We start from the raw sequence: 13,079 nt of genomic DNA, 5'->3' as shown, positions 1-13,079 counted from the left end.
GTCAGGCGTGCGCGAGTGCCCGTGCGCCCTCTTCGCCTAGCCAGCGGGTCTCGACGCCCCAGACTTCGGCAATCCGCTCACTCGACAAGGCCTCTGCAGGTCCGGCGTCGGCGACCAACCGGCCTTCATCCAGAACCAACACGCGGTCGGCATGGTTCATCGCCATCGCAAGGTCGTGGAGCACCAGAACCACGCCCCTGCCCGCCCTCGCTTCGCGTTTCAGGTGTCCGATCAGCGCCTGCTGGTGGCCGATGTCGAGCGCCGCCAGCGGCTCGTCGGCGAGTATCCATTCCGGCTCGCCCGCCAGGACACGCGCGAGCAGGACACGCGCCTGCTCTCCGCCCGACAGCGCCTGGGCGCGCCTGCTCTCGTATCCGGCGAGGTCCATGGCCGCGATTGCCGCCTCTACCGGCGCCGTCGCCGCGTCACGATGCGGGATGCGGCCGAGTTCGACCACGCTGCGCACCGTGACGTCCCACGCGATTTCGGGCGCTTGGGGAAGGTAGCCGAGGCGCTTAGCCCGGCTTTCGAGCGAGGCGAGGCTTTCGCCGTCCAGCGTCACTTCTCCGGCATCGGTTTCGAGCAGTCCGGCCAAGATCTGCAGGAGTGAGGACTTGCCCGCTCCGTTAGGGCCGCAGATAGCGGTAATCCCGCCCTTCTCCAAAGCGCAGGACGCGGCTTCCAGACGGCCTGCCAGTGATAGGTATTGCGCCGAAAGCGTCATGCCAGTCCTCTCCGCATCCGGATAAGCAGGCAGAGGAAGAACGGTGCGCCGAGCAGGCTGAGCGCAATGCCGAGCCTGAGTTCGGTCACGAGCGGCAATACACGCACCACACTATCCGCGACCAGTACCAGCAAGGCCCCGGCAAGCGCACTCGGAACGATAAGCTGCGAGGGCCTGCGGTCGGTCAGCGGGCGGACGAGATGTGGCACGATGAGGCCGACGAAGCCGATGATGCCCGCTACCGCCACGCTCGCGCCGACCGTCAGGCCGATGCCGAGGATGAGCAGCCAGAGCAATTTCGAGGTATCGATGCCGAGCGACCGCGCCACCGGCTCACCCAATGTCAGCGCGTCGAGCGAGCGCCCCGTGCGCCACAGCAGCACAACGCCGAGCGTAACCAGCGGCGCGGCAATCCAAACCTCGCGCCAGCTGCGGTCGGTCAGCGCGCCGTTCAGCCACAGCACGATTTCGCTCATGGCGAAGGCATTGGGCGCCATCGAAATCGCCAGCGCGGTCAAAGCGCCTGCAAGGCTCGCGACCATCAATCCCGCCAGCGTGAACAGCGCAATCCCGCCCGTTCGCCCGGCAATCGCGGCCAGAAGCGCCATCGCCCCGCCCGCTCCGACGAGTGCGAATAGCGGTAGTAGCCAAGCGCTCGCCGCATAGCCGAACCATAGCGCCACCACCGCGCCAAGTGCCGCTCCCGGTGCGATACCGAACAGTCCGGGGTCGGCGAGCGGATTGCGCAGATAACCCTGCATCGCCGCCCCCGCCGCGCCCAGCCCGCCGCCGACAATCATGGCGAGCACTGCCCGTGGCAGGCGCAATTCGGCGAGGATGATGGTCGCGTTGGGCGTGCTCGCAGGGTCGAGCCACACGCGCCCTGCGAGCAATGAAAGCGGCAGGGCCAAAGCCAGCAACACGCCGAACATGAGCGTGGCGCGGTTCATCGACCCAACCTCCGTTCGCTTCGAGCGAAGTCGAGAAGCGTAGGCGAGCGGGTGTCTCGACTTCGCTCGACACGAACGGGGAGGGATTGCCTTATCTCAGCCAACCGCTGCGCAGCGCGGATGATGGTCGGACCGCCGCAGTAGATGAGGCGGGTGTCGAAGCTCTCGCGTCGCATTCCGGCGAGGTTTTCCAGCGCCGGATGGGACTGGCCGCGCTCGCTTCCGGCAATCAGCAACACCTCTGGCGGGTCTGCCACGACCTGCTCGAGCGAGAGGTAGTCGGCCTGCGCCATGCCCCGCGCCGCGCTATAGCTGGAGAAGCCGGTGCGCCGCAGCAGGTCGCTCACCAGCGAAGCCTCGCCCGGCACGATGCCGCCCGGTTGCCAGAGGGCCGCTTCGACAGAAGGACCGACCGGTGCGGCTTCGGCCAATGCTCCCTCGATGTCCGCCACAAGTCGCTCGCCGGCCGCCTCATCCCCGACCAGCGCCGCTAGTTCGCGAACCTGCGCCAGGCTCTCCTCGACCGTCGCGGTGCCGCCGAAGGTGACGACCTCCACACCAAACTCCTTCAGCGCGGCGCGGGTGGCGGGCGCGAGGAAGCTGCTTGCCACCACCACATCGGGGTCGAGCGCGAGCACCTCCTCAACCGTTCCGCCCGTCGCTGCAAAGCGCGCGGCATCCTCCGGCTCCATCGAGCTGGAGGACGGGTCCTTGCTGTAATGCGAGACCGCGAGCAGCTGCCCGGGCGCTGCGACCTGTGCGAGGATGGCGTCGGTACAGGGGTTGAGGCTGACCACGGTTGGTCCGGCCACCTCTTCCCCCGCAGCTCCTCCGCCCGCGCATGCCGCGAGAGCGAAGGCCAGCGCGGGCGCGAGACGGTTCACATCTGCGCCCTCAGCCCGATGAATGCCCCGCGACCGGGGGTGCCATATCCCGCGACTGTTTCGTAGTCCTTGTCGAAGATGTTCTCGACACGGCCGAACAGGGTCAGATTCTCGCCGATTCCCTGCGAGGCGCGCAGGTCGACGACCTCAAAGCCGTCGAGGCGGGTGAAATTGCCTGCATCGTCATAGCTGTCGCCCACGATGCGCAAATCCGCGCCGAGGTTGAGGCCGAAATTGCTTTCCCAATCAGCGTACAGCGTTCCCGAATGGCGCGGGCGGCGGGCCAGCCAATTGCCGGTGTCGCGGTCCTCGGTGTCGACGAGGCTGTAAACCCCCGCGACATAGAGCGCATCGGTTAGGCTGTGACCGGCCTCCACCTCAATGCCTTGCGCGCGGGCGCGGCCCGTGTTGGCATAAAAGCCGAAGGGGCGCTCTGCGCAAATCGGGGCGTCGTCTCCGGGCGCGCAAGAAGCAAAACCGATGAGGTTCTCGCTGTCGCGGCGGAAGGCGGTCACAGCAAAGCGGAGGCGGGAATCGCGTTGCCCTTTCTCGATGCCCAAGTCGAAACTCGTGCTGCTTTCCGGCGCGAGGGAGGGGTTGCCGAAATCGGAGAACAGCTGGAACAGCGTAGGTGCCTTGTAGCCCTCGCCCACGCTGGCGCGGAAGCGCCAACCTTCGCCGAAGCCGTAGCTGATGTCGCCGCCGAAACTCGTTTCGCTTGCAAAATCCTCTGGCGCATCGTGCCGTGCGCCGAGATGCACGGCGAGGTCGCCGAGTTCCCAACCGAGCTGTGCGTAGCCGCCCGTGGTGCTCGTTTTTTGAGGGGCGTCGAAACTGGTGTCGAAGCGGCTCCACTCGTGCTCTGCGCCGAAAGCCAACGCGAGCCCGCCGATAAGGAGGTAATCGCCGCGCAGGGCCAGCCGCTCGATTGTGCCGTCGCTGGCAAAGCTCTCGATGCCATCGCCGGTACGGTTCTGCCGTTCGGTGTCGGACAATGAGTAACTGCCGCGCAGGGTCAGGTCGTTGCCCTGATAGGCGAGCCCGACATCGCCCCAGTGGCGGGTCGTCTTTTGCGTGTCGGCGCTATCGACGAGGCCATAGGGCGGCGAGAAGGAGAAGCCGTCGATGTCGAGATAGCCCTCGCTGAAATTGGCGTGGGCGAAGGCCTCGATGCTGTCGGTGATGTCGACGAAGGTCACGGCGCCGAGAGCGAATTGCTCAAAACCGTCCGCTTCCTCACCGTCCTTCGCGGCGGAGAAGCCCTTGGTGTCGTACCACGAGCCAGTGAGGCCGAAATAGACCCCGCCCTCATCGATACCGGCTGCGCTGGTGGCGAAAAGCGTGTCGCGCGCGCCGAATTCGACGCTGCCTTCAAGCCCGGTCTCCGCGCGGGTGGAAATGTCGATGACGCCGCCCAGCGCGTCGCTGCCGAAAATGGTGCTGTTCGAGCCGCGCAATATGTCGAACTTGCTCGAGGTGCCGGTGAGCAGGTTGCCGAAATCGAACCCGCCCGAAGGAGAAGACGGGTCTGCCACGCGCACGCCGTCGACCAGCACCAGCACCTGCTCGGGCGAGGACCCGCGAACGGAAAGCCCGGTCAGCGAGCCCGTCCCGCCGCTGCGCGAGGCGGTAACTCCCGGAACGCGGCGGAGGACGCGGAGCGGGTCGGCGCCTTGTACCGTCTCGATTTCCTCGCGGTCGATGACAGTAACGGCCTGGCCAGTATCGGTAATCGAAGTGCCCAGACCGTCCGCGGTCACCGTAATCGGGACGCGGCGTTCATGGATAAAAACTTCCGGATTATCGTAGTAATCCGTCTCGCCGACAGCCTCGTCCTGCGCGGCGATGATTTCCGCCAGCGCATCCTCGGTCGAATCCTGCGCATGGGCAGCAACCGGCAGCGCCGAAACGGTAAGCAGTAACAGGTATTTGTACACGGGAACTCCTATCATGAACGTATATGCCGCTCATGACGGGAGGAGGCGCAACACGCCCCATCCCCGCTGCCATCGGTACACCCCGCCCGCGGCTGAACGACCGGTACAGGCAGGTCTCCTGGCTCCCGGTTCATCGGCCTCGCCCCGCCTTCCCGCCCGCGATGGACAGTGGCGTGTTGGAGCGCGCCTCACCGGTTACAGTTGCGGGGGCAGCCGCGGCGTTACACACGCGTTCCCTTGACCCGTACCAATGAATCCGCCCCTAGCGCCGGATTCCTCCTATCGCAAGCGATTGCCCGCTTGGCACCTCATGCGCGCGCGGGACGCTTTCGCATACCCCTGCGCAACATTTTAACTTTGTAGCAAGCATGCTGCGGAACAGATGTTTAGCGAGCCGCGGGTATAACTTAAGGCACAGAGCCGGAGAGCTGGAAAACCAGCACCACCCAGGGGAGCATCAAGCCCATGTCCGTACGTTTCGCCGCCGCCCGCGATATTGCGCGTTCGCCCATCGCCCGTGTCCTGAACCGAGGGGAAATCGAGCTGGCAGCCAACGACCACGACGAGCTCGAGGGCTTCATGAGCGAAACCACGGTAGCTGCCCTCCGCCATTTCGGTGAATTCGGCCTTCGTGCGGTCGAAGTCGCGGCCCACAACGCGCAAGTCGCAGCCGCAGCGCACGAGACGGAAGATTACCGTCACTGGCTCGGCATCTGCCGCGCGCTCGACCGGCAGGCCGCCCAGCGGGTCGAGGCAAGCCTCATGACCGAAGACGAACGCCTCATCGGCTGACAATTTCTATTCGATTGCACCGCATAGCCTGCCGAGAGGCGGGAACGCCTTCGTGCGTCTGCGCGTCTAGCGGGTGAAACCATCTCCCCGACCACTTATTGCTATTGCAAACCATTTGCAAAGATAGTTTCCCGACAGGCCCTGTTAGCGGTTGCAATCGCTCCTGACGAGGCCTAGGCCGCACCCCGAAACACCGGGCGCGCGTACCCACGCGGGACTAGCCGCGCGCCACCAACGGGCAGACAATTCGTCCCGCGCTGTTCGAAGGACGCACACCCCCTATGGCACGCAAGAAGATCGCGCTCATCGGCTCCGGCATGATCGGCGGCACCCTCGCCCACCTCGCCGCGAAGAAGGAAATGGGCGACATCGTCCTGTTCGACATCGCGGAAGGCATGCCGCAGGGCAAGGCGCTGGACCTGTCGCAGTGCGGCCCGATCGAAGGCTTCGACGCCAAGATCACCGGCTCGAACGATTATGCCGACATCGCAGGCGCAGACGTGGTGATCGTCACCGCCGGCGTGCCGCGCAAGCCCGGCATGAGCCGCGACGACCTGCTCGGCATCAACCTCAAGGTGATGAAGTCGGTCGGTGAAGGCATCAAGAACAACTGCCCCGACGCTTTCGTGATCTGCATCACCAACCCGCTCGACGCGATGGTCTGGGCGCTGCGCGAATTTTCCGGCCTGCCGCACAACAAGGTCGTCGGCATGGCCGGCGTGCTCGACAGCGCGCGTTTCGCTACCTTCCTCGCGTGGGAATTCGACGTTTCGGTGAAGGACGTGAACGCCTTCGTCCTCGGCGGCCACGGCGACACCATGGTCCCGGTCACCAGCTACACCACGATCAACGGGATCCCGGTCAACGACTTCGCCAAGATCAAGGGCGTGTCGGAAAGCCGCATCGACGAAATCGTCGACCGCACCCGCAAGGGCGGCGGCGAGATCGTCGGCCTGCTCGGCAATGGCTCGGCCTATTATGCCCCCGCCACCAGCGCGATCGCGATGGCCGAAGCCTATCTCGGCGACAGCAAGCGCATCCTGCCCTGCGCCAGCTATGTCGAAGGCAAGTACGGCCTCGACGGCCTCTATGTCGGCGTGCCCACCATGATCGGCGCAGGCGGCACCGAGGAAGTGATCGAGATCGAACTGTCGGACGAGGAAAAGAGCAACCTCAAGGTCTCGACCGACGCGGTCGAAGAACTGCTCGAAGCCTGCAAGGGCCTCGACAGCTCGCTCGCCTAACCCACAAACCATTCGAACAGGAGAGGCGAAATGAGCATTCTCGTCGACAAGAACACCAAGGTCATCACGCAAGGGATGACCGGCAACACCGGTACCTTCCACACCCAGCAGGCGCTCGATTACGGGACGCAGATGGTTGCGGGTGTGACCCCGGGCAAGGGCGGCACCGACCACATCGGCCTGCCGCAGTTCAACACCGTCAAGGAAGCCAAGGCCGAAACCGGCGCGACGGCTTCGTGCATCTACGTGCCGCCGCCGTTCGCGGCCGACGCCATCCTCGAGGCGATCGATGCCGAGATGGAACTGATCGTCGCCATCACCGAAGGTATTCCGGTGCTCGACATGGTCAAGGTGAAGGCTGCCCTGCGCGGCTCGAACAGCCGCCTCATCGGCCCGAACTGCCCCGGCGTGTTGACGCCCGGCGAATGCAAGATCGGCATCATGCCCGGCTCCATCTTCAAGAAGGGCAGCGTCGGCGTGGTCTCGCGCTCGGGCACGCTGACTTATGAGGCCGTCCACCAGACCACCATGGTCGGCCTTGGCCAGACCACCGCAGTCGGCATCGGCGGCGATCCGGTCAACGGCACCAACTTCATCGACGTGCTCGACCTCTTCCTCGACGACGACGACACCAAGTCGATCATCATGATCGGTGAAATTGGCGGCAGCGCGGAAGAAGAAGCCGCAGCTTTCATCAAGGAACAGGCTGCCAAGGGCCGTCAGAAGCCCATGGTCGGCTTCATCGCCGGCCGCACGGCGCCTCCGGGCCGCCGCATGGGCCATGCCGGCGCCATCGTCTCGGGCGGCCAGGGCGGCGCGGACGACAAGATTGCTGCGATGGAAGATGCGGGCATCCGCGTCAGCCCGTCGCCTTCCGAGCTCGGCACGACGCTCGATGCGATGTTGAAGGAACTGGCGTAACCGCCGAACGCTCCCTCTCCATGAGGATTGAAAATGGGTAACGAGAGCCAGAACTTCCTGCCTGAAATGGGCGACCAGGAGGGCCCGCAAGCCGGTCCCAGCTGGGGCAATCCGAACTGGCTGCAGCAAGTGGTCGACAGCGAGGCGGACCTGACCGCCGCGCTCGACCCCACGCAGATGCGCCTTGCGGTAAAGCAGGCCGCCGAAAAGGCGGGCAAGCCTGCCGACCCCAAGGCCATCGAGCAGGCGGCCGACGACAGCATCCGCGCGATGCTGCTCGTGCGCCTCTATCGCGTGCGCGGGCACCTGGCTGCCGATCTCGACCCACTGGGCCTCTCGCACCGGGACATACCCGAAGACCTGACGCTGGAATGGCACAAGCTTGCCGGACAGGAAGACCGCGAGGTCTATGTAGGCGGCGTGTTCGGTTTCGAATGGGTCACGGTGGGCGAGCTCTACCGCGTGCTGCGCGAGACCTATTGCGGCAAGGTCGGCCTCGAATACATGCACATCTCGGACACGGAGGAGCGCCGCTTCCTCCAGGACCAGTTCGAGACGCCCGAAGACACGATCCAGTTCACCGAGGAAGGCAAGCGCGCCATCCTCGCTGCCGTGATACGCGGCGAGCAGTACGAGAAATTCCTCGGCAAGAAATACGTCGGCACGAAGCGTTTCGGCCTGGATGGCGGCGAGTCCATGATTCCGGCGCTCGAAGCCGTCATCAAGTATGGCGGCCAGCTCGGCGTGCGCGAAATCATCTACGGCATGGCCCACCGCGGCCGGTTGAACGTGCTCGCGAACGTCATGGGCAAGCCCTACAAGGTCATCTTCCACGAATTCTCGGGCGGCAGCGCCAACCCCGACGATGTTGGCGGTTCGGGCGATGTGAAATACCACCTCGGCACCAGCACCGACCGCACCTTCGACGGTATCGACGTGCACATGAGCCTCGTCCCCAACCCTTCGCATCTCGAAGCGGTGAACCCCGTCGTGCTCGGCAAATCCAGAGCGCAGCAGGCCATTCGCGATGATTTGAAGAAGCACGAGCAGGTCCTGCCAGTCCTCCTCCACGGCGACGCGGCCTTTGCCGGCCAGGGCATCGTGTGGGAGTGCCTCGGCTTCTCGGGCGTGCGCGGTTACAACACCGGCGGCTGCCTGCACTTCGTCATCAACAACCAGATCGGCTTCACGACGAGCCCGCAATTTGCGCGGTCCAGCCCCTACCCCAGCGATGTGGCCAAGGGCGTCCAGGCGCCGATCCTCCACGTCAATGGTGACGATCCGGAGGCAGTGACCTTCGCCTGCAAGCTCGCCATCGAATACCGCCAGAAATTCGGCCGCGACATCGTCATCGACATGTGGTGCTATCGCCGCTTCGGCCACAACGAGGGCGACGAGCCGAAATTCACCCAGCCGCTGATGTATGACGAAATTCGCAAGCACCCCAAGGTGAGCGAACTTTATACCAAGCGCCTGATCGACGAAGGCGTCATCGACCAGGGCTATGCCGACGGTCTGTGCAACGAATTCAACGAGCACCTCGAAGAAGAATTCGCCGCCGCCAAGGATTACAAGCCCAACGAGGCCGACTGGTTTGGCGGCCGCTGGGCGGGCATGAACAAGCCTGCCGACCCGGAAACCGCGCGCCGCAACGTGGAAACCGCGCTCGACAAGAAGCTGTTCGACAGCCTTGGCCGCACACTCACCACCGTCCCCGAGGATGTAACCATCCACAAGACGCTGGGCCGCGTGCTCGATGCCAAGCGCCAGATGTTCGAGACCGGCGAAGGCTTCGACTGGGCAACCGGCGAAGCGCTGGCATTCGGCAGCCTCGTGACCGAGGGCTACGGCGTGCGCCTGTCGGGCCAGGATTCGGGACGCGGTACGTTCAGCCAGCGCCACGCAGTCTGGATCGACCAGAAGGACGAGCGCAAATACATCCCGCTCTGCACGCTGCCGCATGGCAAGTTCGAGGTCTACGATAGCCCGCTGTCCGAATATGGCGTGCTCGGCTTCGAATACGGTTTCGCCATGGCCGACCCGAAAAGCCTGGTGATGTGGGAAGCGCAATTCGGCGATTTCGCCAACGGCGCGCAGATCATGATCGACCAGTTCATTGCTGCAGGCGAGGTGAAGTGGCTGCGCGCCAACGGCCTCGTGATGCTGCTGCCGCATGGCTATGAAGGTCAGGGGCCGGAACACAGCTCGGCGCGTCTCGAACGCTTCCTGCAGCTGTGCGCCAACGACAACATCCAGGTGATGAACATCACCACCCCGGCGAACTACTTCCACGTGCTGCGCCGCCAGATGAAGCGGTCCTTCCGCAAGCCGATGGTCATCATGACGCCCAAGTCGCTGCTCCGCCATCCGCTGGCGAAGTCGAGCGCGGAGGAGTTTATGGGCGACCATCACTTCATGCGCATCAAGTCGGACATGACGGAAATCGACGACAAGAAGGTCAGGCGCCTCGTGCTGTGCAGCGGCAAGGTCGCCTACGACCTGATGCAGCGCCGCGACGAAGCGGGCCTCGACGACGTCTCCATCGTCCGCATCGAACAGCTCTACCCCTTCCCGGGCGAGCCGCTGGCCGTGCGCCTTGAGCGCATGACCAATCTCGAGACCATCGTCTGGTGCCAGGAAGAGCCCAAGAACAACGGCGCGTGGTTCTTCGTCGATCGCCTGATCGAGGAAGCTGCGACCAAGGCGGGCAAGGATGGCATGCGCCCCTGCTATGCGGGCCGCGAAGTCGCCGCATCGCCTGCCACCGGCTTTGCCAGCCGCCACCAGGTCCAGCAGGAAGCGCTGGTCAACATCGCGCTCGGCCTGAACGGCGGAGACACTTCCGCTGCCACCAGCAATTGCAATTGATTTGAGGCCTGAAAAGGAAACCAACGACCATGGCCACTGAAGTCAAAGTCCCCACGCTCGGCGAGAGCGTTACCGAAGCCTCCATCGGCGAACTGCTGAAGAATGTCGGCGACGCTGTCGCGGTAGACGAGCCCATCGTCAGCCTCGAAACCGACAAGGTCGCGGTCGAGGCCCCCTCGCCCGTTGCCGGCGTGATCAAGGAATTCAAGGTCGCCGTGGGTGACACGGTCGAAGTCGGCGCAGTCCTCGCCATCGTCGAGGAAGGCGCCACGGGCGCCGCCTCCGGTGAGGAAGCCGGGCGTGCAGCAAAGGAACGCGAAGAAGGCCAGGAGCAGCGCTCGGATACAGCCTCCTCCGACGCATCGCAGACGCTTTCGCCTGCCGTGCGCCGTGCAGTGCTCGAACACGGGGTGGACCCCTCGACTATCAAGGGCACCGGCAAGGACGGCCGCCTGACCAAGGAAGACGTGATTGCAGCCGCCAAGGCCAAGGGCGACAGCCCTGCCCCGGCCCCGGCTGCTTCGGCTCCCTCGCCCGCGCCTACCGCCACCGGAGAGCGCCGCGAGGAACGCGTCAAGATGACGCGCATGCGCCAGACCATCGCCAAGCGGTTGAAGGGCGCGCAGGACAACGCCGCGCTGCTGACCACGTTCAACGATGTCGACATGAGCGCCGTCATGGAAGCGCGCGCGAAGTACAAGGACCTCTTTGCCAAGAAGCACGACATCCGTCTTGGCTTCATGGGCTTCTTCGCGAAGGCCGCCTGCCTCGCGCTGAAGGACGTGCCCGCGGTGAACGCCTATATCGAGGGCGATGAAATCGTCTATCACGACTATGTCGACATTTCGGTCGCCGTCTCGGCCCCGAACGGCCTCGTGGTCCCGGTCATCCGCGACGCGCAGGACAAGGGCTTTGCCCGCATCGAGAAGGACATTGCCGACTTCGGCAAGCGCGCCAAGGAAGGCACGCTGACGATGGAAGACATGAAGGGCGGCACTTTCACCATCTCCAACGGCGGCGTCTTCGGCAGCCTGATGTCGACCCCGATCATCAACCCGCCGCAGAGCGCCGTCCTCGGCCTCCACCGCATCGAGGACCGCCCGGTCGTCGTCGACGGCGAAATCGTCATCCGCCCGATGATGTATATCGCTCTGTCCTACGACCACCGCCTCATCGACGGCCGCGAGGCGGTCACCGCACTCAAGATCATCAAGGAAGCGATCGAAGATCCGACCCGGATGCTGATCGACCTCTGATCTCTTCGCGGGCGAGGCGCAGGGCAACCTCCAGCGCCTCCTCGCGCGGCACCTCGACATCGGGCTTCACGCCGACATCCTGCCAGTTGGTCCCCGTCAGCGGATGGCGTGACATGGCTTCGGGCAGGTCGAGCGCGAAATGCGTGCTGACCTTGCGGTATTCGAACGGATGCGCGCCGCCGCCTGTCACTTCGCCGACAATGGTCGCGCGGCCCATTGCCTGCAGGCTGTAGGCGAGCGCTTCGGCCGCCGAAAAGGTCCGCCGCGAGGTCAGGATATAAAGCGGTTTGTCCGACCCGAACCGCTTTCCCGGCACCCATGCGGGTACCGATTCGTGCGTCCACTCGTCGCGCGGGCGGTTGTAGGTAGACATAAACGGGCTGCCGGGCTCGACGAGATAGCCCATCACCAGCAACACCGTCTCGGCCCCGCCCCCGTTCTTGCGCAAATCGATGATGAGCGCATCGCCCTGTGCCACGGTATTCATGGCTGCCGCAATCGTCTCCGCGCCCATAGAGGGCGGAGGGAAAACCCGCAGGTCGAGCAGCATTACATTATCTTCCAGCCGCTCGATTTTTTGCACGCCGTTGTTGACCCCGGCACCGTACCACTCCTCGAAGTCATCATTCAGCGTCAGCTGCTCGCCGCCTTCGACGGGGTCCGCGATCGGCTGCTCGCTGTAGGAGAGGCCCAGATGGCCGTCGCCGGATGCTTCGCGCAGGCGCTGCGTCACCATTGCGGCAAATTCCTCACCGTCCCGCTCTTGGTCAAGCTCGAGAGCGAGCGCGCGAAGAACCGCCGTGAGCCTATCGATATGCTGTGTGCCGACATAACGCGTCTCGATCAACTCGATGGAGTGCTCCAGCGCGGCCCGCTGCTCGGCTGCATCGACATCTGCTGCCTGTGAGAGCGACGGTAGCGCAAGGAGTACGACGCCCAAGGTTCCAAGCCATCTCATGCTCCTGCTCCCCGGGCTTCGGCGATCCGTGTAGAGAAATCCTTTTCGTCCAACGCATCCAACACGCCTTGCAAACTCGCGATGAGGTCCAGCCCTGCATCATCGCCCAATCCCCGCGCCGCCTCGGCGACAGCACGCCAGGCCGGTTGGAGGCTTGCAACCGCTAGCTCGCCCCGCGCGGAAAGCTTGACGAGCCGCGCGCGCCGGTCGTCGCCGATGCCGATTTCGAGCAGTCCGTCTTCCGACATCTGCCGGATGGTCTGTGTCATGGCAGGCTGGCTGACTCCCGCTGCTTCGGCGATTTCCCCTACGGTCGCTTGCTGGCGAACAAGCAATTCGCGCATCACCGGATAATATCGCGAGCGCATCAGCGGGTCGCAGGTCGAATAGGCATTCTCGACCGCCGGTTCGAGCTGGGCGAGAAGCGCGCGCAGCACGGTTCCCAAGCCGATCGGCGGAGCGTCATTCATCGAATCCATAAGGCCTTATATATATCGCGAATGATGCGGGCAAGTGTTGCCTTCGCAGTGCGAATGTCTATGTCG

Annotated in this window: 11 protein-coding genes and 1 riboswitch; of the genes, 5 read left to right on the top strand and 6 right to left on the bottom strand. The window is 64.5% G+C overall.

Annotation, left to right across the window (positions count from 1 at the left end):
• Window position 1 precedes the first annotated feature (1 nt).
• From K3152_RS02850 to K3152_RS02835, 4 genes are read right to left on the bottom strand one after another with little or no spacing between them, the layout of a single operon-like run.
• Window positions 2–724 (bottom strand): ABC transporter ATP-binding protein, encoded by a 723-nt coding sequence (locus tag K3152_RS02850; RefSeq protein ID WP_221572506.1) that lies wholly within the window; start codon window positions 722–724, stop codon window positions 2–4.
• The gene (locus K3152_RS02845) at window positions 721–1,674 is read right to left on the bottom strand and encodes a FecCD family ABC transporter permease (protein ID WP_221572505.1); all 954 of its coding nucleotides are present in this window, start codon (window positions 1,672–1,674) and stop codon (window positions 721–723) included. The genes K3152_RS02850 and K3152_RS02845 overlap by 4 nt, the downstream gene beginning before the upstream one ends.
• A complete protein-coding gene (locus K3152_RS02840; RefSeq protein ID WP_221572504.1) occupies window positions 1,671–2,558 on the bottom strand; it encodes an ABC transporter substrate-binding protein in 888 nt (295 codons plus the stop codon). The genes K3152_RS02845 and K3152_RS02840 overlap by 4 nt, the downstream gene beginning before the upstream one ends.
• Window positions 2,555–4,495, bottom strand: a complete 1,941-nt coding sequence (locus K3152_RS02835) for a TonB-dependent receptor plug domain-containing protein (RefSeq protein ID WP_221572503.1) — start codon at window positions 4,493–4,495, stop codon at window positions 2,555–2,557. The genes K3152_RS02840 and K3152_RS02835 overlap by 4 nt, the downstream gene beginning before the upstream one ends.
• Before the next feature lie 91 nt (window positions 4,496–4,586).
• Window positions 4,587–4,756, bottom strand: a riboswitch (cobalamin riboswitch).
• A 204-nt stretch (window positions 4,757–4,960) separates the two neighbouring features.
• On the opposite strand from K3152_RS02835, the gene K3152_RS02830 reads away from it, so the two are divergent.
• The 5 genes from K3152_RS02830 (at window position 4,961) to odhB (ending at window position 11,576) form a co-directional block, all read left to right on the top strand.
• A complete protein-coding gene (locus K3152_RS02830; protein WP_221572502.1) occupies window positions 4,961–5,287 on the top strand; it encodes a hypothetical protein in 327 nt (108 codons plus the stop codon).
• Between the two features lie 281 nt (window positions 5,288–5,568).
• Complete coding sequence (mdh, locus tag K3152_RS02825) at window positions 5,569–6,531, top strand: malate dehydrogenase (protein ID WP_221572501.1); 963 nt, start codon at window positions 5,569–5,571, stop codon at window positions 6,529–6,531.
• Window positions 6,532–6,561: 30 nt separating this feature from the next.
• Entirely contained in the window at window positions 6,562–7,452 is an 891-nt protein-coding gene (gene sucD / locus K3152_RS02820; protein WP_221572500.1) for a succinate--CoA ligase subunit alpha, read from the top strand.
• Window positions 7,453–7,485: 33 nt separating this feature from the next.
• A complete protein-coding gene (locus tag K3152_RS02815; RefSeq protein WP_221572499.1) occupies window positions 7,486–10,320 on the top strand; it encodes a 2-oxoglutarate dehydrogenase E1 component in 2,835 nt (944 codons plus the stop codon).
• Between the two features lie 29 nt (window positions 10,321–10,349).
• Entirely contained in the window at window positions 10,350–11,576 is a 1,227-nt protein-coding gene (odhB, locus tag K3152_RS02810) for a 2-oxoglutarate dehydrogenase complex dihydrolipoyllysine-residue succinyltransferase (RefSeq protein ID WP_221572498.1), read from the top strand.
• On the opposite strand, the gene K3152_RS02805 is transcribed toward odhB, so the two are convergent.
• A complete protein-coding gene (locus K3152_RS02805) occupies window positions 11,530–12,534 on the bottom strand; it encodes a S41 family peptidase (RefSeq protein ID WP_221572497.1) in 1,005 nt (334 codons plus the stop codon). The two genes, odhB and K3152_RS02805, sit on opposite strands and share 47 nt — an antisense overlap.
• Window positions 12,531–13,013, bottom strand: coding sequence for a MarR family winged helix-turn-helix transcriptional regulator (locus tag K3152_RS02800; RefSeq protein WP_221572496.1), 483 nt, complete (start codon window positions 13,011–13,013; stop codon window positions 12,531–12,533). The genes K3152_RS02805 and K3152_RS02800 overlap by 4 nt, the downstream gene beginning before the upstream one ends.
• Window positions 13,014–13,079: the final 66 nt, after the last annotated feature.

Source organism: Qipengyuania polymorpha (assembly GCF_019711435.1).
Classification (GTDB): Bacteria; Pseudomonadota; Alphaproteobacteria; order Sphingomonadales; family Sphingomonadaceae; genus Qipengyuania; species Qipengyuania polymorpha.
Note: the sequence above shows the minus strand (reverse complement) of the source record. Positions and strands in the feature narration are given on the sequence as shown.

Bases quoted from the DNA above. Each gene is read 5' to 3' on its own strand.
- sucD (WP_221572500.1), top strand. From the start codon at position 6,562: ATGAGCATTCTCGTCGACAAGAACACCAAGGTCATCACGCAAGGGATG.
- K3152_RS02805 (WP_221572497.1), bottom strand. From the start codon at position 12,534: ATGAGATGGCTTGGAACCTTGGGCGTCGTACTCCTTGCGCTACCGTCG.
- K3152_RS02830 (WP_221572502.1), top strand. From the start codon at position 4,961: ATGTCCGTACGTTTCGCCGCCGCCCGCGATATTGCGCGTTCGCCCATC.
- mdh (WP_221572501.1), top strand. From the start codon at position 5,569: ATGGCACGCAAGAAGATCGCGCTCATCGGCTCCGGCATGATCGGCGGC.
- K3152_RS02845 (WP_221572505.1), bottom strand. From the start codon at position 1,674: ATGAACCGCGCCACGCTCATGTTCGGCGTGTTGCTGGCTTTGGCCCTG.
- K3152_RS02850 (WP_221572506.1), bottom strand. From the start codon at position 724: ATGACGCTTTCGGCGCAATACCTATCACTGGCAGGCCGTCTGGAAGCC.
- K3152_RS02815 (WP_221572499.1), top strand. From the start codon at position 7,486: ATGGGTAACGAGAGCCAGAACTTCCTGCCTGAAATGGGCGACCAGGAG.
- K3152_RS02800 (WP_221572496.1), bottom strand. From the start codon at position 13,013: ATGGATTCGATGAATGACGCTCCGCCGATCGGCTTGGGAACCGTGCTG.
- odhB (WP_221572498.1), top strand. From the start codon at position 10,350: ATGGCCACTGAAGTCAAAGTCCCCACGCTCGGCGAGAGCGTTACCGAA.